This is a genomic window from Burkholderia sp. KJ006, assembly GCF_000262695.1.
In the GTDB taxonomy this organism is placed as follows: Bacteria; Pseudomonadota; Gammaproteobacteria; order Burkholderiales; family Burkholderiaceae; genus Burkholderia; species Burkholderia vietnamiensis.
Window position 1 is genome coordinate 172,417 of the sequence record NC_017922.1, and the last position, 20,453, is coordinate 192,869.

At 68.6% G+C, this 20,453-nt stretch carries 15 protein-coding genes and 2 pseudogenes; 12 read left to right on the forward strand and 5 right to left on the reverse strand.

Annotation, left to right across the window (positions count from 1 at the left end; translation table 11 throughout):
* Positions 1-47: 47 nt before the first annotated feature.
* Positions 48-881 carry an oxidoreductase gene (locus MYA_RS24870; protein ID WP_014725610.1) on the forward strand — a complete coding sequence of 278 codons (834 nt, stop codon included), beginning with the start codon at positions 48-50 and terminating at the stop codon, positions 879-881.
* 259 nt (positions 882-1,140) lie between these two features.
* Positions 1,141-1,977, forward strand: a pseudogene (locus MYA_RS24875) (alpha/beta fold hydrolase).
* Between the two features lie 60 nt (positions 1,978-2,037).
* Here the strand turns inward: MYA_RS24875 and MYA_RS24880 are convergent.
* From MYA_RS24880 to MYA_RS24900, 4 genes are all read right to left on the reverse strand, one after another.
* Complete coding sequence (locus tag MYA_RS24880) at positions 2,038-2,745, reverse strand: DUF3142 domain-containing protein (RefSeq protein ID WP_014725611.1); 708 nt, start codon at positions 2,743-2,745, stop codon at positions 2,038-2,040.
* Between the two features lie 7 nt (positions 2,746-2,752).
* Positions 2,753-4,924 carry a hypothetical protein gene (locus MYA_RS24885; protein ID WP_014725612.1) on the reverse strand — a complete coding sequence of 724 codons (2,172 nt, stop codon included), beginning with the start codon at positions 4,922-4,924 and terminating at the stop codon, positions 2,753-2,755.
* Positions 4,925-5,352: 428 nt separating this feature from the next.
* Positions 5,353-6,759 (reverse strand): hypothetical protein, encoded by a 1,407-nt coding sequence (locus MYA_RS24895; protein ID WP_014725613.1) that lies wholly within the window; start codon positions 6,757-6,759, stop codon positions 5,353-5,355.
* A 379-nt stretch (positions 6,760-7,138) separates the two neighbouring features.
* Complete coding sequence (locus MYA_RS24900; RefSeq protein WP_041494346.1) at positions 7,139-7,900, reverse strand: 2-keto-4-pentenoate hydratase; 762 nt, start codon at positions 7,898-7,900, stop codon at positions 7,139-7,141.
* A gap of 227 nt (positions 7,901-8,127) precedes the next feature.
* Here MYA_RS24900 and MYA_RS24905 point away from each other — a divergent pair, with 227 nt between their 5' ends.
* The 10 genes from MYA_RS24905 (at position 8,128) to MYA_RS24950 (ending at position 20,212) form a co-directional block, all read left to right on the forward strand.
* Entirely contained in the window at positions 8,128-8,604 is a 477-nt protein-coding gene (locus MYA_RS24905) for a universal stress protein (protein WP_014725615.1), read from the forward strand.
* Positions 8,605-8,620: 16 nt separating this feature from the next.
* On the forward strand, positions 8,621-8,812 hold the full coding sequence (locus MYA_RS24910) for a DUF2964 family protein (RefSeq protein WP_011879803.1): 192 nt from the start codon (positions 8,621-8,623) through the stop codon (positions 8,810-8,812).
* A 1,024-nt stretch (positions 8,813-9,836) separates the two neighbouring features.
* Positions 9,837-13,601 (forward strand): nitrate reductase subunit alpha, encoded by a 3,765-nt coding sequence (locus tag MYA_RS24915; protein WP_014725617.1) that lies wholly within the window; start codon positions 9,837-9,839, stop codon positions 13,599-13,601.
* Entirely contained in the window at positions 13,598-15,127 is a 1,530-nt protein-coding gene (narH, locus tag MYA_RS24920; RefSeq protein ID WP_014725618.1) for a nitrate reductase subunit beta, read from the forward strand. Before MYA_RS24915 ends, narH begins: the two co-directional genes overlap by 4 nt.
* Positions 15,124-15,819, forward strand: coding sequence for a nitrate reductase molybdenum cofactor assembly chaperone (gene narJ, locus MYA_RS24925; RefSeq protein WP_014725619.1), 696 nt, complete (start codon positions 15,124-15,126; stop codon positions 15,817-15,819). The genes narH and narJ overlap by 4 nt, the downstream gene beginning before the upstream one ends.
* A 26-nt stretch (positions 15,820-15,845) precedes the next feature.
* The gene (narI, locus tag MYA_RS24930) at positions 15,846-16,529 is read left to right on the forward strand and encodes a respiratory nitrate reductase subunit gamma (protein ID WP_014725620.1); all 684 of its coding nucleotides are present in this window, start codon (positions 15,846-15,848) and stop codon (positions 16,527-16,529) included.
* Between the two features lie 10 nt (positions 16,530-16,539).
* Complete coding sequence (locus MYA_RS24935; RefSeq protein WP_014725621.1) at positions 16,540-17,328, forward strand: peptidylprolyl isomerase; 789 nt, start codon at positions 16,540-16,542, stop codon at positions 17,326-17,328.
* A 15-nt stretch (positions 17,329-17,343) separates the two neighbouring features.
* Entirely contained in the window at positions 17,344-18,609 is a 1,266-nt protein-coding gene (locus tag MYA_RS24940; RefSeq protein ID WP_014725622.1) for an MFS transporter, read from the forward strand.
* A 297-nt stretch (positions 18,610-18,906) separates the two neighbouring features.
* Positions 18,907-19,230, forward strand: coding sequence for a TfoX/Sxy family protein (locus MYA_RS24945; RefSeq protein ID WP_014725623.1), 324 nt, complete (start codon positions 18,907-18,909; stop codon positions 19,228-19,230).
* A gap of 70 nt (positions 19,231-19,300) precedes the next feature.
* Positions 19,301-20,212: a hypothetical protein gene (locus tag MYA_RS24950; protein ID WP_014725624.1), complete on the forward strand. Its 912-nt coding sequence runs from the start codon at positions 19,301-19,303 to the stop codon at positions 20,210-20,212.
* A 58-nt stretch (positions 20,213-20,270) separates the two neighbouring features.
* Here MYA_RS24950 and MYA_RS32300 read toward each other — a convergent pair.
* Positions 20,271-20,384, reverse strand: a pseudogene (locus MYA_RS32300) (branched-chain amino acid ABC transporter substrate-binding protein); the annotation flags it as partial.
* Positions 20,385-20,453: the final 69 nt, after the last annotated feature.

Genomic DNA, 20,453 nt, shown 5'->3' on the forward strand with positions numbered 1-20,453 from the left:
CCTCAGACTAGCATGCATGCCGTGATCGACTTTCTGGAGAACTTCACATGGCATCAGGCACCATCATGCTCATCACCGGCGTGAGCAGCGGCTTCGGCCGGGCGTTGGCGCAGCAGGCGTTGGCGGCGGGGTACACGGTGGTCGGCACCGTGAGAAGCGACGATGCGCGGCGCGCGTTCGAAGCGCTGTCCCCGCAGGCGGCCATCGGCCGCGTGCTCGACGTGACCGACTTCGAGCGCATCGACCGCGTGGTCGCGGACCTCGAGGCGAGCGTCGGGCCCGTTGACGTGCTGGTCAACAATGCCGGCTACGGACACGAAGGCATCATGGAGGAGGCGCCGCTCGCGGAGATGCGCCGGCAATTCGACGTGAACGTGTTCGGCGCCGTCGCGATGACGAAGGCCGTCGTGCCGTTCATGCGCACACGCCGGCGCGGCCGCATCCTGAACATCACGTCGATGGGCGGGCACATCACGATGCCGGGCATCGCCTATTACTGCGGCAGCAAGTTCGCGCTCGAAGGAATCTCCGAAGCGCTCGGCAAGGAGCTCGCGCCGTTCGGCATCGCGGTGACGGCCGTCGCACCGGGCTCGTTCCGCACCGACTGGGCCGGCCGTTCGATGACGCGGACGCCGCGCTCGATCGCCGATTACGACGCGCTCTTCGATCCGGTCCGGCAGGCGCGCGAACGCAACAGCGGCCGGCAATTGGGCGATCCCGTGAAGGCCGCGCAGGCGATGCTCGCCGTCATCGAAGCCGACGCTCCGCCGGCCCATCTGCTGCTCGGCAGCGACGCGCTGCGCCTCGTGCGCGCCAAATGGGCGGCGTTGCAGGACGATATCCGAGCATGGGAGCCATTGACGGTGTCGACCGACGGCTGATGCGTGGGCGCGCCGCCGCGCAAGCGTCGCGGCTTCGCACGGTTAGTTGCGCAAAAGAGTGTGCGCTGACTGGCTGTTGGGCGCCGCTGCATGCGCTCATGTATTTGGCTTCATGACGCGGTCGCAGTTTTCCGCTACAACGAAGAGGTGCCGAATCGCCCGGCGCGGCATGTGCCGTCGCGCCGCAACTCGATCCCGCCATCCGCGAGGATGGTCCGCCGGCATGCGACGTCCACCTACCCCAAAGGAGCCTGCAGCCATGCCGTACATCACTACGAAGGACCACGTCGACATCTTCTACAAGGACTGGGGCGCCAAGGACGCCCAGCCGATCATGTTCCACCATGGCTGGCCGCTGTCTTCCGACGACTGGGATGCGCAGATGCTGTTCTTCGTGCAACGCGGCTTTCGCGTGATCGCGCACGACCGCCGCGGCCACGGGCGCTCGGCGCAGGTGTCGGACGGCCACGACATGGATCACTACGCGGCCGATGCGTTCGCGGTGGTCGAAGCGCTCGACCTGCGCAACGCGGTGCACGTCGGCCACTCGACCGGCGGCGGCGAGGTCGCGCGCTATGTGGCGCGGCACGGCGAGCCGGCCGGCCGCGTCGCGAAGGCGGTGCTGGTCAGCGCGGTGCCGCCGCTGATGCTCTAGACCGACGCGAATCCGGAGGGGCTGCCGCTCGAGGTCTTCGACGGCTTCCGCAAGGCGCTCGCCGACAACCGCGCGCAGTTCTTCCTCGATGTGCCGTCCGGCCCGTTCTACGGCTTCAACCGGCCCGGCGCGACGGTGCATCAGGGCGTGATCCAGAACTGGTGGCGCCAGGGGATGATCGGCAGCGCGAAGGCGCACTACGACGGGATCAAGGCGTTCTCCGAAACCGACCAGACGGAAGACCTGCGGTCGATCTCGGTGCCGACGCTGGTGCTGCACGGCGAGGACGACCAGATCGTGCCGATCGCAGACGCGGCGCTGAAGTCGATCAAGCTGCTGAAGAACGGCACGCTGAAAACCTATCCCGGCTATTCGCACGGGATGCTGACGGTCAACGCGGACGTCCTCAACGCCGACCTGCTGGCGTTCGTCCAGGCGTAACCAGCTAGCGGCGGCGCGGCGCAGTCCCGGCGGGCGGCGCCACCGCTGCATAGCCGCGCGTTAGCCGTTGCGCAGAAACACGACGTAGCCGCGAAACCACGGATTGGCCGCGAGGTACGGCGGCGCGTCCCAGTCGCCGCCCTGGATCACGCCGATGCGAAACGGCAGCGCGAGCCGCGCGACGCGCGGCAGGTACGCGGCGTAATCGGGGATCGTGCTGCGCCCCTGATACGTCTGCACGACCACCTCGTCGACGATTCCCCTGAGCTGGTTGACCTGGTCGGTGTCGATGCGGCTGCTCCAGTCGAGCAGTCCGGTGATGCTGAGCCGGCATTCGGCGGGCAGCGTTTGGCGCAGCGTCCGCAGAAATTCGACGTAGTCCTGCAGATGGCGCGTGCGCGCGTCGAAGTCGATCTGGATGCCGGCGATGGTGCGGCCCGACGCGCGCCAGCGTTCGAGCTGCGCGAGCATGATCTGCGACACGCGCGGCGTCCAGCGCAGCGTGTGCGCGCGGTAGACGAGCCACACGCGCGCGTTCGGCGCGCGCGGCAGCGCGACGCCCTGCGCGATGACGCGCACCTGCGAGTCGTCGCGCGGCGACGCTTCGATCTGCCCGAGCAGCACGTACACGGTGCGCGCGCCGCTCACCACCGGCTGCGGCTTCACGCCGGCCCACAGCCAGAACGCGTCGTAGTCGCGCGCATCGACGGTGCCGCCCAGCGCCGCGCGGGCCGCCAGCAGCAGCGCGACGCACGCGAGCCGCCTCATGCGGCGCTCACCAGTAGTAGCGCAGCTTGCGCGCCCAGGGGGTGCCCGCATAGCTGGTCTTCAGCGTGTCGAACCAGCGCTTGCGCGCGCTCTTCGGTACGTCCTTGCCGCCGCATTCGTTGGAGCCGGCCGGCGCATAGCAGTTGACCGCCCGGTACAGCGCATACGCGCGATCGTTCGGGTTCGCCTGAGCATCGGCGATCACCGTCACGTAGCTCGACATCCGCTCGTACGGCTTGCCCGCGAACTGCGACGGCGCGTCACCGAGCGTCGGCGGCACGCGCGTGGCGGCGGCGGCCGGCGCGCTGCGCAGCCACGCCGGGGTCGCATAGCTTTCGATGCCGGCTGCGGGCGGATGAAGGCGCACGAAGTCCGCAAGGCAGTTGAGCGCTGGCGCGTCGGCGGGGTTTTGCTGCAGCGCCGCGGCGATGTCGCGCGCGGACGGGCACACGTAGCCGTCCGCATTGCGCGCGCCGGACGCGACGAACGGCTTCAGCGGCTCGGCCGGCGCACCGGACACCAGCGCGGTATCGGCGACGAAGTCGGCGTAGCGGCCGCGCGTGAGCTCCTTGTACAGCAGCGTATACAGCGCGGTGTCGCGCAGCGCCGCGCTGGTCGCCGGGTTCTGCGCCTGCGTGCGCAGCAGCGCCGCCCCGGCCGTACGCTGCAACAGCACGGCGCGGATCGCCGCGTTCTGCACCGGCGAATCGGCGGCGAACGCGTCGTCGACGTGCCCGGCCTGTTCGAGATTGATCGCGAGCGCGAGTTCGAGTGCCTCGCGCTGGAAGCGCAGGGTCGCGAGCGGGATCAGGTCGCGCCACAGCTGACGCGCCTGATCGGCCTTGCCGCTGTCCTCCAGCGCGAAGCCGCGCAGCGCCTGCTGGCTCAGTCCGAAGTAGTCGAGCGGCGCGGCCGGCGCCTGCGGCAGCAGTGCGAGCGCGGCATCGGGCTTGTGTCCGATCTGCAGATACCAGGTCGCGACCAGATAGTCGTACAGCGCCGGCGCGTTCGCGAAGCGCGGCTTCTGCGCCTGCAGGTCGTCCAGCGTCAGCGGCTTGTTGCGGCTCGGGTCCGTGCTGTCCGACGTGCGCATGCGCAGTAGATCGACGGTTGCGAGCACGGTCGGCGACTGGATCCGGCTCGCGTCGAATTCCGGCCCGAACAGCAGCTTGCTGTCGAGTTCGTTCGCGAGCTGTATCAGCGGCACGTTCGACGTCGCGGGCGACCAGCGCGCGAGCGCGTGACCGTACAGGTCGGCCTGCTGCGTGACGTTGCCGCCGAGCCACGCGATGCGCCGCAACAGCCCGGTCGCGGATACCGCGTAGTCGCCTTGCGGATAGATCTTCAGGTAGGTGCGAAACACGGTGTCGGCGGCGTCGAGCGACACCTTCGTCACGCGTGCGCGCGACGGCGCCGGGTTGTCGTTGTCGAATGCGTTGGCCTGCGCGGCGTTCAGCTGCGCCCGCCCGGTCATGTAGAGCGCGGTTTCCTTCAGCCACGGGTTCGCGCTGTGCGACGCGCTCGCGAACGCGCGCGTCGCGGTGAGGAAGTCGGCGCGATAGAACGCGTTGGTGCCGTCGAGGTAGGTCGCGAAGTCGCGCGCGAGCGCCGATTTGACCGGCGGTCGCGTCCAGGAGGCGGTCGCGCCGCCGGCGGCGCAGGTCTTCTGCGCGATGTCGGCGCGGGCGGCGCGCAGGCGCGCGGCTTCGTCGGCGGGAAGGCCGGCCGTGCCGCTCAGGGCGTCGTCGAACGCTTGCGCGCCCGACTCCATGCTGCGGCAGATGCTGCCTTCGCCGTCGGCGTACCGGTTCGACGATGGATCGGCGTCCTGTCCGTCGCCGGTCTTGTCGGGCGACTTCTGGCCGATATAGATCCAGCCGGAAAAATCCATCGGGAACGGCACGACGATCTGGTTGATCCGCTCCTTCGCCGGGATCGTCTTCGGGTCCGGGAACACCTGCGCGACCTTGCGGCTTTCGACCATCATCAGCAGCGCGTTGATCCGCGTGTCGTTGCCGGGGCTCAGCATCGGCACGTTGCCGCACGAGTAGGCGCCCTGCCGCAGCGTGAGCTGCACGTCGCAGGTGTCGTCGGAGCTGGCATGGGCGGCGGGAACGCAAAGCAGGCTGGCCGTCAGCGCGGCGAGCAGGTTGCGGTGCAGCGTCAGGGTGATTGGCATTTTTTTTGTGCTTGGATGGGGGCGCGACGGCCGGTTCTCTCAGGAGGATTTCGCCTCGGCGCGTATCGTACATCACGTGTGGCGGGGAGTTGGGGACTTCGCGGGGCGCTGGTGCCTGCGGTGAGAACGATGCCGATGCCGAAAGTGACAGCGATGTCGGGCTCGCCGGACACCGCGCGTCGCGCGGTGTCCGAACCGTGCACTCGCTGCCGGTCGCGCATTGGATGGCGCGGCTGGCAGCGCGAATGGCCTCGACCGTCGAACGGTCGATGAAGCTCCTGAACGTAGTAGACGAAGCGCAGACGGACAGCGCAATCGCGCGGGGGCTGGGAGCGACCGCGCCGCGCTGGCGCCGCAGAGGCTCGTTGAGCCAGCCGACCGCTTATGCGGCGCGCATCAACGCGCAACGCGATGCGTCGAGTAACGCGTCACGCATCGTTCACGGCGTTGTCGGCCTGGTCGCCGTCGATCGCGGCGAGCAGATCGTCGACGCCGACCATCAGCGCGCGCACCTGCCGTAGCGATTCGTACTGGTGCAGCACCGGCCGCCACGACGGTTGCGTCAGCAACGCGTCCCAGACGGCCTGCAGGATGGCCGTGTCGGCGTCCCCGTGCTGCGCCAGCGCGCTCGCATACGCGAGGCTCGCCGGCGTCGACAGCAGCTGCATCCGGCTGGCCGCGCCGAGCAGCCGCGGCGTCGGGTCGGCCGACGCATCGCAGCAGTACAGCACCTCGCGCTGCAATGCCGCATCGTCGATCGTCAGCGCGTGCAGCGACGCGCCGTGCACGCGTATCGAGCCTTCGCGCGTGTCGAACGCGTAGACGGTATGCGGATCGGCCTGCGCGAGCAGGCTCAGCCCGCGCAGCAGGCGCGGCAGATCGGACGTGGCCGCATCCGCGGATGCCTTCGCCTCGACGAGGAACCGCATGTTCCACGCGGTCGACGGATCGCCGCTGCGCGCGCGCTCGAGCAGCACTGCGTCCCATTCGGTCTTCGCGCGGTCGTGCTTGCCCGGAATCGACGCCGGCACGCGCATCGACGTGACGACCCGATACGTGCGCTGCGTGTCGATCGCGTCGAGTTGGTCGGCCAGCGTCCCGAGGGCCAGCGCGGCCAGCGCTTCGACCGCCGCGCCGCGCCGTTGCGACGTCGCGCCTTGCGCGACGGCCAGGGCGCTGCCTTCGGGCGGCCCCTGGCGTTCCCACAGGGCGCGGTACTGCCGAACCACCGGGTCGACCGATAGCGCGGCGAGACGCTGCAGACGCGCGAGCGCCGGGTTGTCGTGGAGTTTCGCGAGGTCCCGCTGGAATGCCGGGTCGGCTGCCGTTTCCGGCTGCGCGAGCAGGCGTCGCAGCTCGGCGTCGAGCGTGTCCCACGACGCGCCGGCCGCGGCCGCATGCAGCCGCGCGAGCGGCGCGCGCTGCCACGCATGCGCGTGCCGCTCGAGCCGCGCCGGATGCGCGATCGTGTTGACGGCCGAGCGCAGCGTGCGCCGATCCGGTTCGGCGTGGGCGGCGAGCGACGCGTATTCGCGCACGACCGGCGCGCGATGCCGCAGCACGGCGGCCTGGAAGGCGGGATCGCCGCCGCGCACGTCCATCGCGGCGCGGATGATCCGCGCGAGCGCGTCGACGAAACGCTGCTGCAACGCGGCGCCGGGTGCTCGGCCGTCGGCGAGCTCGCGGCGCGCTTCGTCGATCACGGTCGCGATGACGACGGCCGGATTCGTTGCGTCGTCCAGCGACGACGCAGGCACGAGCGGCGGCAATCGGTAACGGCGATCGACGGTGCGCAGGACTTCGTCGAGCAGGGCGGGTAGCGGTGCGGGCGGCATGGCGAAGGACCGGTGGAGGCGGTGCGTGCGCGATGTGCAACGGTATCACGTGGCGCCGGCATGCTGCGCAAGGGGTGATTGCGGTGTAGCCCGGTGGGGAAGGCGCGCCGGGGCGTTGGGCTCGGCGTGGCGCGGCAGCTGCGGCGGACGACTTGGTCTCAAGCGACGCGTCAACCTCGACCGACGCGCCGCTTGCGTGAACTGCGCGATGGCTCGCGCGTCAGGCGCGTCAGCGTCACCGAGGCGGTTGCGGTGCTGTCGCGCGCGGAAGTCGCAGGTGCGTTGGCCTGAGTCCGGGGCAGCAGCGGCAGCTGACGCCTCGGACTCAGCGTCAACCGACGCCTCAACCGACCCGCGCGACTGCGCGACGGCTCCCGCCTCAAGCCGTCAGCGTCACCGACAGGCTGCCCAGCTCGCCGAAGCGCACCGTCAGCGCATCGCCGAGCGGCACGTCGATCGCGCCCGCATACGAGCCGGTCGTCACGATCTGGCCGGCGCGCGCGCCGTCGCCGCGCGACGCGAGAAAGTTGACGAGCCATACGAGCGGCTTGAGCGGATCGCCGTCCGGATGGCGGCCGTCGATCGTGCGGTTCAGCGCGCCTTCGAACGACAGCGCGAGCGTCTCTAGCGGCGCGTTCAGTCCGTCGCGCACGACGGGGCCGACACACAGCCCCTGGTTGAACTGGCCGTCGGCGAGGAGTTCGAACTTCGACGCGCGGGCCGGCTCCGCATAGCGGCAGCCCAGCACTTCGAGCACGATGCGTACTTCGCGGATCGCGCCGCGCACGTTGGCGTCGTCGTACGGCTGCGCGCGCGCCGGCAGGTCGCGATCGAGCACGAACGCGATCTCCGGCTCGATGCGCACGATCGGGCCGCCCACGACGCGGTACGGCCCATCGGCTTCGCGGATCGTCGACGCGAAGATCGGCGCGACGATCACGCGATCCGGCGGCGGCAGCGCACATTTCCATCCGCCGATGGTTTCGCCGAGCAGGTCGGCGACGCGATGCTGGATCGCCAGCGCGGTATCGACGTCCTGCGGGCGGCAGGCATCGGGCAGCAGCGGGCCGGGCACGCCGGCATGGCGGGCGGCGACGAGATGCTGGGCGGCGCCGTCCACGCGTTCGGTAGTCGTTGTCATGTCGGTTGAGTGAGGTGAAAGTGAGCCGGCAAAACGGGGCCGGACGCAGATCGAAGGTCTGATGATAGCGCCTTCGGCGCGATGCACCGAGCGTGGCGCGCGGCGCTTGGCCGCACAACGGGATTTTCGCGGAGCTTGATCGTCGTCAAGCCCGCAGCCGCACGCGCGCTGATGATGGTGACACGGCCGCGCGACGTTGCGCGGCAACTCACCCCAGCGAGGAACGCATGTACAAGAAGATCATGGTGGCCGTGGACGGCAGCGCTTCGTCGAAACAGGCGCTTGCGGAGGCATTGAAGATGGCGAAGGCGGGCGGCGGGAACGTCAGCATCGTCTACGTGGTCGACAAGTCGGTGCTGTTTACGTATGCGGGGCGCTTCGATCCGAATGCGCTCATCGAGGAAATCCGCACCGAGGGCACCCGCGTGCTGCGCGAAGCCGAACAGACGGTCGCGGCGGCCGGTGCGCAGGGCGAAGGCGAGCTCGTCGAGACGGAAAGCATCGGCGAGGACGTCGCGGAACGCCTGCAGCGTTACGTGAAGGAACACGGCATCGAGCTGGCGGTGGTCGGCACGCATGGCCGCCGCGGCTTCCGGCGCATGCTGCTCGGCAGCGTCGCCGAGCGCTTCCTGCGCGGCTCGAACTGCCCGGTGCTGCTGATTCGCGGCGACGACGCCGACGTGTCGGCGGCCGCCGCAGCATAACGGCGCGGGGGTCGCGATGATACGTCGCCAGTCCCGCATCGTGGTTGCAGCGATCGCCGTGTTCGTATCGCTGGCCGGCATGATGGCCGTCGTGACCGGGCTGCTGTTCGACGAGACGGTCGCGCTGCGCGGCGGCGCGGCCGCGCTGATCGTCGGCGTGGCGTGCTTCGTCGTGATGCTGAACCCGGGGCCGAAGGGCGAAAGCTGACGCGCCGCGCTTCGCGCGCGTCCTGCCGCAGCATCGGTGGCGGCGGCCTCCGTTGGGCCGGCCCGCGGAGACTTTCCGCCCGTTCCATCCGGCGCGTTAGCGCCGTGCGACCCGACCGGTGTGTCCGCCGCGTCGGGTTTTGTCTATTCCGTCTGCATATTCCGCTCGAGCGCTGCGCGCTCGCCGCGACGTGCCGCACATCGCGGCGCTACGGTGCGATCCGCACTGCGTCGTCGTCGCTTCTCCTGTATGCCCGCCTTTTCTGCCCGGCTGATGCGGCGGTCCGCGCGGCCTGCACGGTACCTTCGTCACCGCATGGTGCGGCAAGGCCACGCACGGTCGGGTTCAAGCACGCTTTTCATAGGCCAAGGCGCAATTGAACGCGCAGCCTAAATCCGTCGCACTCCTTGCACTGCGGCGCGTCGCTCGCTCTCTGATGGTGAGTGCGCCAGTCCACATCACGCAATCCAATCCCGCCAACTTCGTATTTCGCCCCGGCAACCGTTCGGGAGTGCGGGCTGACGCTTGTGGCCGTGGCCGGCCGGCTGGGACGACGACCAGCGGCAGATAGCGCAGGCCGCGACAAGCAGCGGCCGGTTGCAGCGGACAACACAGGCAGCGACGAGCGACGGCGGGCGACCGTGGACAGCGCTGGCAGCGGCGAGCGGCGGCGGTCAGCGCGGGAGCCACGAACAGCGGCGGCTAGCGGCGGTCACCGCGGCCAGCGAAGAACAGCGGCAGGCAACCGAGCCAGCGGAAGCCAGCCGAGCCCGGCCACCCCCATCAGCCGTCAGTACTCCTCCGCCAACCCTCAGCACTCCTTCCCCACCGATCTTCCCCCATTTCCACCGTTGCACGCCGGCGAACGATCCCTCTGATTTGTATCAAGCCGTGATATGTCCTTCTACCAGACAATCTGCCCGACCCGGACAAAACGCGTCGATCAGATGCATCTTTTTGCGGCCGGCATTCCACCCCTTTCAACAATCTGAGTCTGCCAAAAGACCGGAAAAACGAGATCCCCATGAGCCATTTCCTGGATAGATTGCGTTATTTCTCCACCGCCCGGCCAGGCTTTTCCAACGGGCACGGCGCCGTCACGGACGAGGACCGAAAATGGGAAGACGGCTATCGGCTGCGCTGGCAGCACGACAAGATCGTCCGTTCGACGCATGGCGTGAACTGCACGGGCTCGTGCTCGTGGAAGGTCTACGTGAAAGGCGGGATCGTCACCTGGGAAACCCAGCAGACCGACTACCCGCGCACCCGCCCGGACATGCCGAACCACGAGCCGCGCGGCTGCTCGCGCGGTGCTTCGTATTCCTGGTATCTGTATAGCGCCAACCGCCTCAAGCATCCGATGGTGCGCAGCGCGCTGGTGAAGCTGTGGCGCGAGCGCCGCCGCACGCTGGCGCCCGTCGACGCATGGCGCTCGATCGTCGAGGACGACGCGTCCCGGCGCGCGTACCAGAGCCGGCGCGGCCTCGGCGGCTTCGTGCGCGCGAGCTGGGACGAAGTCAACGAGATCGTTGCGGCCGCAAACGTCTACACGGTCGAGCGGCACGGCCCCGATCGCGTGGTCGGCTTCTCGCCGATCCCGGCGATGTCGATGGTGTCGTATGCGGCGGGCTCGCGCTATCTGTCGCTGATCGGCGGCGTGTGCCTGAGCTTCTACGACTGGTATTGCGACCTGCCGCCGGCGTCGCCGCAGACCTGGGGCGAGCAGACCGACGTGCCGGAATCGGCCGACTGGTACAACTCGACCTTCATCATGATGTGGGGCTCCAACGTCCCGCAGACCCGCACGCCCGACGCGCACTTCCTCGTCGAGGCGCGCTATCGCGGCACCAAGGTCGTGTCGGTGTTTCCCGATTACGCGGAAGGCGCGAAGTTCGGCGACCTGTGGCTGCACCCGAAGCAGGGCACCGACGCGGCGCTCGCGCTCGCGATGGGGCACGTGATCCTCAAGGAATATCACCTGGCGGGCAACAGCGACTACTTCATCGACTACTGCAAGCGCTTCACGGACATGCCGGCGCTCGTTCGGCTCGTGCCGCACGGCGACGGCTACGTGCCCGAGCGCCTCGTGCGCGCGTCCGACTTCGACGATTCGCTCGACGAGGCCGCGCATCCGGACTGGAAAACCGTGATGATCGACGATGCGAACGGCGAATTCGTCGTGCCGGTCGGCTCGGTCGGGTTCCGCTGGGGCCAGCAGGCCGACGCCGACAAGGGCAAATGGAACCTGCGCGGCGAGACGTCGAAGGGCGCGGCGCTGGCGCCGCGGCTGTCGTGCACGGCGGCGAATGACGACGTCGTCGACGTGCTGTTCCCGTACTTCGGCAACCAGCCTCACGCTCATTTCAACTCGACGCACCACGGCTCCGAACTGTCGCGCCGGATCGGCGTGCGGCGCGTCGCGACGCGCAACGGCGAGATGCTGGTCGCGACCGTCTACGACCTGTTCGTCGCGAACTACGGCCTCGACCAGGGGCTCGGCGGCCGCGACGTGGCCGCGAGCTACGACGACGACATTCCGTACACGCCCGCGTGGCAGGAAGCGATCACCGGCGTGAAGCGCGCCGACGTGATCTCGGTCGCACGCCAGTTCGCGGAGAACGCGCACAAGACGCAGGGCAAGTCGATGGTGATCATCGGCGCGGGGATCAACCACTGGTTCCATATGGACATGTCGTACCGCGCGATCATCAACATGCTGATCATGTGCGGCTGCATCGGCAAGCCGGGCGGCGGCTGGTCGCATTACGTCGGGCAGGAGAAGCTGCGTCCGCAAACCGGCTGGACCGCGCTCGCGTTCGCGCTCGACTGGACCCGGCCGCCGCGGCACATGAACGCGACGTCGTTCTTCTACGCGCACACCGACCAGTGGCGCTACGACACGATGGACCCGAGCACGCTGCTGTCGCCGCTCGCCGACAAGACGCAGTTCCACGGCTCGCCGATCGACTACAACGTGCGCGCGGAGCGGATGGGCTGGCTGCCGTCCGCGCCGCAGCTGGCGGTGAATCCGCTCAAGGTCGGCGCGAGTCTCGGCGATGCCGCGCACGCGGGCGCCGAGCTCGCGCGGCAGTTGCAGAACGGCACGCTGCAAATGGCGTGCGAAGACCCGGATGCGCCCGAGAATTTCCCGCGCAACCTGTTCGTCTGGCGCTCGAACCTGCTCGGCTCGTCGGGCAAGGGCCACGAGTATTTCCTGAAGCATCTGCTCGGCACGACCAACGGCGTGCAGGGCGAGGATCTCGGCGCGACGGGCGGCGCGCGGCCGGAGGAAGTGAAGTGGCGCGACGACGCGCCGCGCGGCAAGCTCGACCTGCTCGTCACGCTCGACTTCCGGATGTCGACCACCTGCATGTATTCCGACGTCGTGCTGCCGACGGCGACCTGGTACGAGAAGGACGACATGAACACGTCCGACATGCACCCGTTCATCCATCCGCTGTCGGCGGCGGTCGATCCCGCGTGGGAATCGAAGAGCGACTGGGAGATCTTCAAGGGCATCGCGAAGCGCTTCTCGGAGCTGTGCGACGGCCACCTCGGCGTCGAGCGCGACGTCGTGCTCGCGCCGATCGCGCACGATACGCCGGGCGAACTCGCACAGCCGTTCGACGTGCAGGACTGGAAGCGCGGCGAATGCGAGCCGGTGCCGGGCCGCACGATGCCGGCCGTGATCGCGGTCGAGCGCGACTACCCGAACACCTACGCGCGCTTCACGTCGCTCGGCCCGCTGCTGGACAAGCTCGGCAACGGCGGCAAGGGCATCGGCTGGGACACCAGGGACGAAGTGAAGCTGCTCGGCGAGCTGAACTACAAGGTCGTCGACGGCGCCGCACGCGGGCGCCCGCGCATCGACACCGCGCTCGACGCGGCCGAGGTGATACTCGCGCTCGCGCCCGAGACCAACGGCGAAGTCGCGGTGAAGGCGTGGCGCGCGCTGTCCGGCATCACCGGCATCGACCACACGCATCTGGCCGCCGCGCGCGAGGACGAGAAGATCCGCTTCCGCGACATCCAGGCGCAGCCGCGCAAGATCATCTCGTCGCCGACGTGGAGCGGGATCGAATCCGAGCACGTGTCGTACAACGCCGGCTACGTGAACGTGCACGAGCTGGTGCCGTGGCGCACGCTGACCGGCCGTCAGCAGCTGTATCAGGACCATGCGTGGATGCGCGCGTTCGGCGAGTCGCTGTGCGTGTACAAGCCGCCGGTCGACACGGGCAGCTATGCGCACATGGTCGGCACGCGCTCGAACGGCAACCCCGAGCGCGTGCTGAACTTCCTGACGCCGCATCAGAAGTGGGGCATCCACAGCACCTACACGGACAACCTGCTGATGCTCACGCTGTCGCGCGGCGGCCCGATCGTGTGGATGTCGGAGGACGACGCGAAGGCGATCGGCGCGGTCGACAACGACTGGATCGAGTGCTTCAACTCGAACGGCGCGTTGTGCGCGCGGGCGGTCGTGAGCCAGCGGATCCCGTCGGGGATGGTGATGATGTACCACGCGCAGGAGAAGATCGTGAACACGCCGGGCTCCGAGATAACGGGCACGCGCGGCGGCATCCACAACTCGGTCACGCGCATCGCGCTGAAGCCGACGCACATGATCGGCGGCTATGCGCAGCTGTCGTACGGCTTCAATTACTACGGCACGGTCGGCTCGAATCGCGACGAGTTCCTGATCGTGCGCAAGATGAACAACATCGACTGGCTCGACGGGGAAGAACCCGTCGGCGCCACGCCGAACGTCCGCGCCGGAGAAACGTCATGAAGATACGTGCACAGATCGCGATGGTGCTGAACCTCGACAAGTGCATCGGGTGTCACACCTGCTCGGTGACCTGCAAGAACGTGTGGACCAGCCGCGAAGGGATGGAATACGCGTGGTTCAACAACGTCGAGACCAAGCCGGGCATCGGCTATCCGAAGGACTGGGAGAACCAGGACCGCTGGCGCGGCGGCTGGCAGCGCCGCGCCGACGGCCGGATCGAGCCGCGTCAGGGTGGCAAGTGGCGGCTGCTCGCGCAGATCTTCGCGAACCCGCACCTGCCCGAGATCGACGACTACTACGAGCCGTTCACGTTCGACTACGGGCATCTGCAGGAGGCCGGTCACACGCGCGCGATGCCGGTGGCGCGGCCGCGCTCGCTGATCAGCGGCCAGCGCCTCGAGAAGATCGAGTGGGGGCCGAACTGGGAGGAGATTCTCGGCGGCGAGTTCGAGAAGCGCGCGAAGGACTACAACTTCGAGGCGGTCCAGAAGGAGATCTACGGGCAGTTCGAGAACACCTTCATGATGTACCTGCCGCGCCTGTGCGAACACTGCCTGAACCCGGCGTGCGTCGCGTCGTGCCCGTCGGGCTCGATCTACAAGCGCGAGGAGGACGGCATCGTGCTGATCGATCAGGACAAGTGCCGCGGCTGGCGCATGTGCGTGTCCGGATGCCCGTACAAGAAGATCTACTACAACTGGCAGAGCGGCAAGGCGGAGAAGTGCATCTTCTGCTATCCGCGCATCGAGGCCGGCCAGCCGACCGTGTGCTCGGAAACCTGTGTCGGCCGCATCCGCTATCTCGGCGTGCTGCTGTACGACGCCGACCGGATCAGCGAGGCGGCCAGCGCCGAGAACGAGCAGGACCTGTACGAGGCGCAACTGTCGCTGTTCCTCGATCCGAACGACCCGACGGTGATCGCGCAGGCCGAGCGCGACGGCGTGCCGGCCGCGTGGCTCGACGCCGCGCGCCGTTCGCCGGCCTACAAGATGGCGATCGACTGGAAGATCGCGTTCCCGCTGCATCCGGAATACCGGACGCTGCCGATGGTCTGGTACGTGCCGCCGCTGTCGCCCATCAATGCTGCCGCGAACAGCGGCGAGCTCGGGATGAACGGCTACCTGCCCGACGTCGAATCGCTGCGCATTCCGCTGCGCTATCTGGCGAACCTGCTGACGGCCGGCGACGAGGCGCCCGTGAAGCTCGCGCTCGAGCGGCTGCTGGCGATGCGCGCGTTCATGCGCGCGCGCCACGTCGACGGCGTCGACGCGCACGGCGTGCTCGACCAGGTCGGGCTGTCGCTCGCGCAGGTCGAGGAGATGTACCGCTATCTCGCGATCGCGAACTACGAGGATCGCTTCGTGATTCCGACCACGCACCGCGAGTATGCGGAGAATGCGTACGACCTGCGCGCCTCGTGCGGCTTCTCGTTCGGCAACGGCTGTTCGGACGGCCGTTCCGAGGGCAGCCTGTTCAGTCCGAAGAAAGGCGCGAAAACCATTCCGATCAACGAGGTATCGCGATGAGCGGCGCACCCGATCCGACCTATGCGGCGTTCGCGGCGCTGCTCGACTATCCCGACGACACGCTCGTCGACGTGCTCGATTCGATCGACGGCCACCTGCGCGAGCGGGCGCAGCTGCCGGAGCGCGCGCGCGCCGGCCTCGAGCGGTTTTTCGCGTACGTGCGTGCGCGCGACCTGCTCACGCTGCAGGAGAACTACGTCGCGCTGTTCGACCGCGGCCGCGCGACGTCGCTGCATCTGTTCGAGCACGTGCACGGTGAATCGCGCGACCGCGGGCAGGCGATGGTCGACCTGCTGCAGATGTACGAGCGCCACGGGCTGACGCTAAACCCCGGCGAGCTGCCCGATTATCTGCCCGTGTTCCTCGAATACCTGTCGCGCCTGCCCGCGCCCGACGCACGCACGCTGCTCGCCGAGACCGGAGACATCCTCACCGCGCTCGCCGGCCAGCTCGCGCGGCGCGGCAGCCATTACAGCTTCGTCGTCGGCGCGCTGCTGCCGCTCGCCGGCCTCGCGCCGGTCGAGCCGCCGGCCGCCGCGGACGACGACGTGGCGGCCGTGACGCCCGGTGCGGACGACTACCGCGCGCTCGACGCGTCGTATGCGGACGAAGCCGTGCGCTTCGTCGGCGCGGCGACGCCGGCCGAGCAGACGATCCAGTTCCACGACAAGCGGCCCGCCCGCAGCGCGTGAGCGCGGGCCCACACTTGGGGAAACACATGAACGCTTACTTGCATCAGTTCCTGTTCGGGATCTACCCGTACATCTGTCTCGCCGTGCTGCTGGTGGGCAGCCTGATCCGCTTCGACCGCGAGCAGTACACGTGGAAAAGCGACTCGTCCCAGCTGCTGCGGCACGGCATGCTGCGGCTCGGCAGCAACCTGTTCCATTGGGGCGTGCTCGTCGTCGTGCTCGGGCACTTCGGCGGGTTTCTCGCGCCGCACTGGCTGGTGTCGCCGTTCATGTCGGCGTCCGGGCATCAGCTCGTCGCGATGGTGGCAGGCGGCGCGGCCGGCGTCGCGGGGATCGTCGGGCTGACGATCCTGATCTGGCGGCGCCTCGGCGACGCGCGCATCCGCAGCAACAGCCGCACGTCCGACATCGTGATCGTGCTGATGCTGTGGGTGCAGCTCGCGCTCGGGCTCGGCACCGTCGTGCTGTCGACGCGTCACATGGACGGCGCGATGTTCGAGCAGCTGACCGACTACGTAAAGGGCGTCGTCACGTTCCGCCCGGACATCGCGAGCCTGCTCGTCGGCGTGCCGCTCACGTACCGGCTTCACATCCTGCTCGGCTTCACGATTTTCCTCGTGTCGCCGTTCACGCGGATGGTTCACATCTGGAGCGGGATCGCTTCGGTTGCGTACCTGATCCGCCCATACCAGCTCGTGCGCAAGCGCTGAGGAGACCCGCATGAACGACGTTCTCTGCGAAGCCGCGACCGCGCCGCTCGCCATCAACGGCGTCGCCTTCGACGCCGCCGCCATCGCGGCCGAAGCCGAACATCACGGCGATGCGCGCGATCCGCTCGATGCGGCGCGCCATGCGCTGGCCGTGCGTGAACTGCTGCGGCAGCGCGCGGTCGCGCTCGCGCTGATCGATGCGAGTGCACCGCTCGACGACGCGGCCGTCGACGCGCTGCTCGAACGCGAGCTCACGCACGTGCCGCAGCCGGATCGCGCCGACTGCGAGCGCTATTACAGCCGGCATGCGGCGCGCTTTCGCCGCGGCGACATCGTGTACGCGAGCCACGTGCTGTTCGCGGTGACGGAGCGCGTGCCGCTCGCGCCGCTGCGCGAGCGCGCGCAGGCCGCGCTCGCCGACGTGCTGGCCGCGCCCGATACGTTCGAAGCGGTCGCGCGCGCGTCGTCGAACTGCCCGTCGGCGCAGGTCGGCGGCAACCTCGGGCAGCTGCTGCGCGGCGACACCGTGCCGGAGTTCGAGGCCGCGCTGTTCGACGGCGACGCACTCGGCGTACTGCCGAAGCTCGTCAACACGCGCTTCGGCTTTCACATCGTGCGCATCAAGCGGCGCGTGCCGGGCGCCGCGGTGCCGTTCGACGAAGCCGCCGGCCAGATCGCCGAGTACCTCGCGCAATGCGTGCGTCAGCGCGCGATGCGGCAGTACGTGGCCGTACTCGCGGGCGCCGCGCGCATCGAAGGCGTCGCCTTCGACGGCGCGAGCGGTCCGCTCGTTCAATGAAACGGAGGTCGGCATATGGCCGTTCACCAAGCTAATGTCGGTCTGCCCGCCCAGGCGCAGACCATTCCGCTGCGCGCGTGGTCGGTATTGGCCGCCAGTACGCTCGCGTTCATGGTGTGTTTCGTCGTATGGATGATGTTCGGCGTGCTCGGCGTGCAACTGCGCGCGGACCTCGGCCTGAACAGCACCGAGTTCGGGTTGCTCACGTCCACGCCGGTGCTGACCGGCGCGCTGATGCGTCTGCCGCTCGGCACCTGGACCGACCGCTTCGGCGGGCGCATCGTGATGACGGTGCTGCTCGTCGTGTGCGCGGTGCCCGTGTATGTGGTCAGCTACGCGACGCAGCTCTGGCAGTTTCTCGTGATCGGGCTGTTTCTCGGCTGCGTCGGCGCGTCGTTCGCGGTCGGCACGCCGTACGTCGCGCGCTTCTTCCCGCCGCAGCGGCGCGGCCTGGCGATGGGCGTGTTCGGCGCGGGCACCAGCGGCGCGGCGGTCAACCTGTTCGTCACGCCGCTGCTGCTCAATGCGTACGGCTGGCGCGTCGTGCCGCGCATCTATGCGATCGCGCTGCTCGTCACCGCGGTGATCTTCTGGCTCGCCTCGGCGCCCGATCCGGGCGCGGGCAAGCGCGGCGGCTCGTTGCTCGATTCGTTCAAGGTGCTGCGCGATCCGCGCGTGTGGCGGCTGTGCCAGTACTACTCGATCGCGTTCGGCGGCTTCACCGCGCTGTCGCTGTGGATCCCGCAATACCTGAAGAACGAATACGGGATGTCGCTCGTGATGGCGTCCGCGTTCGCGGCCGGCTTCTCGCTGCCGGGCTCCGTGCTGCGCGCGCTGGGCGGCGCGCTGTCCGACCGCTTCGGCGCGCATGCGGTCACCTGGTGGGGGCTGTGGGTCGCGTGGATCAGCCTGTTCCTGCTGTCGTATCCGGCGACCGACTTCGTGATCCACACGATCGACGGCACCGCGGCGCTGAAGCTGTCGATGCCGGTGGCCGGCTTCGTCGCGCTGACCTTCGTGCTCGGTGCGGTGTTCGCGTTCGGCATGGCGTCGACCTTCAAGTACGTCGCCGACGATTTCCCGGACAACATGGGCGTCGTCACCGGCATCGTCGGGCTCGCGGGCGGGCTCGGCGGGTTCCTGCTGCCGATCCTGTTCGGCATGCTGCTCGACTTCGCGCGCGTGCGCACGACCTGCTTCATGTTGCTGTACGGGATCGTGTGGGTGTCGCTGATCCTCATCTATCTGACCGAGGTGCGGCGCACGCCCGTCACGGGCTGAGCGCCGTCGCCCGACGCGCGTGCGCGACGCCCGATCCCGGCGGCGGCGCACACGCGCGCTCGCCGCCGCCGTTCGGCGTTTGCCGTCGCACGCAGTTCTGTCAAACTGGCGCCGACGACCACGCGCGGCGGCTGATCTCCTTCCTACGATTCCGAGACTGTGAACGCAGGCGATCGCCGCTTCTCCGACGAACCGCCCGCGCCGCATGCATGCGATGCGCGCATCCCGGACGGGACGGGAGGGAACGACACCGCGCCGCCGACGGTCAGAACCGGTGTCCGATAACGGAGAGGATGGATGGCATCGAATCAGGGAACCGTCGATTTCATCGTCGAGCAGAGCGCATTGGCTGGCACGGTGTCGGCGCGCAAGATGTTCGGCGAATATGGAATCTACTGTGACGGCAAGATGGTCGCGCTGGTGTGCGACGATCGCTTGTTCGTCAAGCCGACGCCCGACGGACATGCGTTTCTCGGCGCGTGTGAGCAGGCGCCGCCGTATCCGTCGGCGAAGCCGCATCTCGTCGTCGCGGGCGAGCGCTGGGACGACCGCGAATGGCTGTCGACGCTGATCCGGATCACCGCCGCGCAATTGCCGATGCCGGTGAGGCGCGGTCGATAGCCGTCGATAGCAGGCGGCATATTCCATCAAACAGGCGCGGCGACATCGCGCCATCCGCTGGAGCAAATCAATGGAGACATCCGAACATCCGCAGGCGCGCCGACGCGTGCGCCGTGCGTGGGCCGCATGCATCGCGATGCTGTGCGTGGGCTGGAGCACGCTGTCGTTCGGTGCGGACGGCGCGGCCGCGCTGCTCGAGCGCTACCGCAGCCTCGGCGAGCAGTTGAAGCACAACGCATTCCATCGTCCGCTGTACCTCGAATCGTCGGAGGCGTCCTCATCGCTGAAGGGCGATATCTACGCGGTCGTCGACTATCCATTCGCCGTCGTGAACGGCAAGCTGAGCGATCCGGCGCAGGGCCCGGCGAACTGGTGCGCGGTGCTGATCCTGCACCTGAACACGAAGTACTGTCATGCATCGGCCGGCAGCGGCGGCCCGGTGCTCGACGTGAACCTCGGGCGCAAGGTCGAGCAGAAGCTGTCGGACACCTATCGCGTACAGTTCCGCTATCGCGTGGCGGCATCGACGCCCGATTACTTTCAGGTCGACCTGAGCGCCGACAGCGGCCCGATGGGCACGAAGGATTACCGGATCGCGCTGGAAGCGGTGCCGGTGGGCGCGTCGCGCACGTTCCTGCACCTCACGTACGCGTACGGTTTCGGCACGGTCGGCCGGATGGCGATGAAGACCTATCTCGCGACAATCGGCAGCGACAAGGTCGGGTTCACGCCGGCGAGCGGTGCGTCGGCTGGCGAGCCGCAGTATGTCGGCGGCGTGCGCGGGCTGCTGGAGCGCAACACGATGCGCTATTACCTGGCGATCGACGCATATCTCGCGACGCTCGACAAGCCGCTCGACCAGCGTCTCGCGCGCTGGTTCGACGCGACCGAGCAGTATCCGCAGCAGCTGCACGAAGTCGACCGTGCGGCGTATCTGCAGATGAAGGCGCAGGAGGTGCAGCGGCAGCAGGCGGCGCGGTGACGCGTGCTGCTGCCTGAGGCCGCTGCCGGCTGCTCGGCGGCGGTCGGTTCGACGCGCGGCCGACCGTGCGAATGCTGTGCCACCGCGCCCGTTCGACGCGGAACAGCGTGTAGGGCGGCTTGATCAGGTCGCCGCGCTCGTCGAACGCGATTTTCCCGGTCACACCGGTGACCACTCCGCGTGCGCGCAGCCCGATCCGCCGGATCGGCAACGCGCGCATCCAGTCAACATTGCCGCTGAA

What these genes read in the sequence shown, in the direction of transcription:
- MYA_RS24950 (WP_014725624.1), top strand. Translation starts at nt 19,301, where the DNA reads ATGGAGACATCCGAACATCCGCAGGCGCGCCGACGCGTGCGCCGTGCG.
- MYA_RS24915 (WP_014725617.1), top strand. Translation starts at nt 9,837, where the DNA reads ATGAGCCATTTCCTGGATAGATTGCGTTATTTCTCCACCGCCCGGCCA.
- MYA_RS24940 (WP_014725622.1), top strand. Translation starts at nt 17,344, where the DNA reads ATGGCCGTTCACCAAGCTAATGTCGGTCTGCCCGCCCAGGCGCAGACC.
- narJ (WP_014725619.1), top strand. Translation starts at nt 15,124, where the DNA reads ATGAGCGGCGCACCCGATCCGACCTATGCGGCGTTCGCGGCGCTGCTC.
- MYA_RS24895 (WP_014725613.1), bottom strand. Translation starts at nt 6,759, where the DNA reads ATGCCGCCCGCACCGCTACCCGCCCTGCTCGACGAAGTCCTGCGCACC.
- MYA_RS24935 (WP_014725621.1), top strand. Translation starts at nt 16,540, where the DNA reads ATGAACGACGTTCTCTGCGAAGCCGCGACCGCGCCGCTCGCCATCAAC.
- MYA_RS24870 (WP_014725610.1), top strand. Translation starts at nt 48, where the DNA reads ATGGCATCAGGCACCATCATGCTCATCACCGGCGTGAGCAGCGGCTTC.
- narI (WP_014725620.1), top strand. Translation starts at nt 15,846, where the DNA reads ATGAACGCTTACTTGCATCAGTTCCTGTTCGGGATCTACCCGTACATC.
- MYA_RS24880 (WP_014725611.1), bottom strand. Translation starts at nt 2,745, where the DNA reads ATGAGGCGGCTCGCGTGCGTCGCGCTGCTGCTGGCGGCCCGCGCGGCG.
- MYA_RS24910 (WP_011879803.1), top strand. Translation starts at nt 8,621, where the DNA reads ATGATACGTCGCCAGTCCCGCATCGTGGTTGCAGCGATCGCCGTGTTC.
- MYA_RS24900 (WP_041494346.1), bottom strand. Translation starts at nt 7,900, where the DNA reads ATGACAACGACTACCGAACGCGTGGACGGCGCCGCCCAGCATCTCGTC.
- MYA_RS24945 (WP_014725623.1), top strand. Translation starts at nt 18,907, where the DNA reads ATGGCATCGAATCAGGGAACCGTCGATTTCATCGTCGAGCAGAGCGCA.
- narH (WP_014725618.1), top strand. Translation starts at nt 13,598, where the DNA reads ATGAAGATACGTGCACAGATCGCGATGGTGCTGAACCTCGACAAGTGC.
- MYA_RS24885 (WP_014725612.1), bottom strand. Translation starts at nt 4,924, where the DNA reads ATGCCAATCACCCTGACGCTGCACCGCAACCTGCTCGCCGCGCTGACG.
- MYA_RS24905 (WP_014725615.1), top strand. Translation starts at nt 8,128, where the DNA reads ATGTACAAGAAGATCATGGTGGCCGTGGACGGCAGCGCTTCGTCGAAA.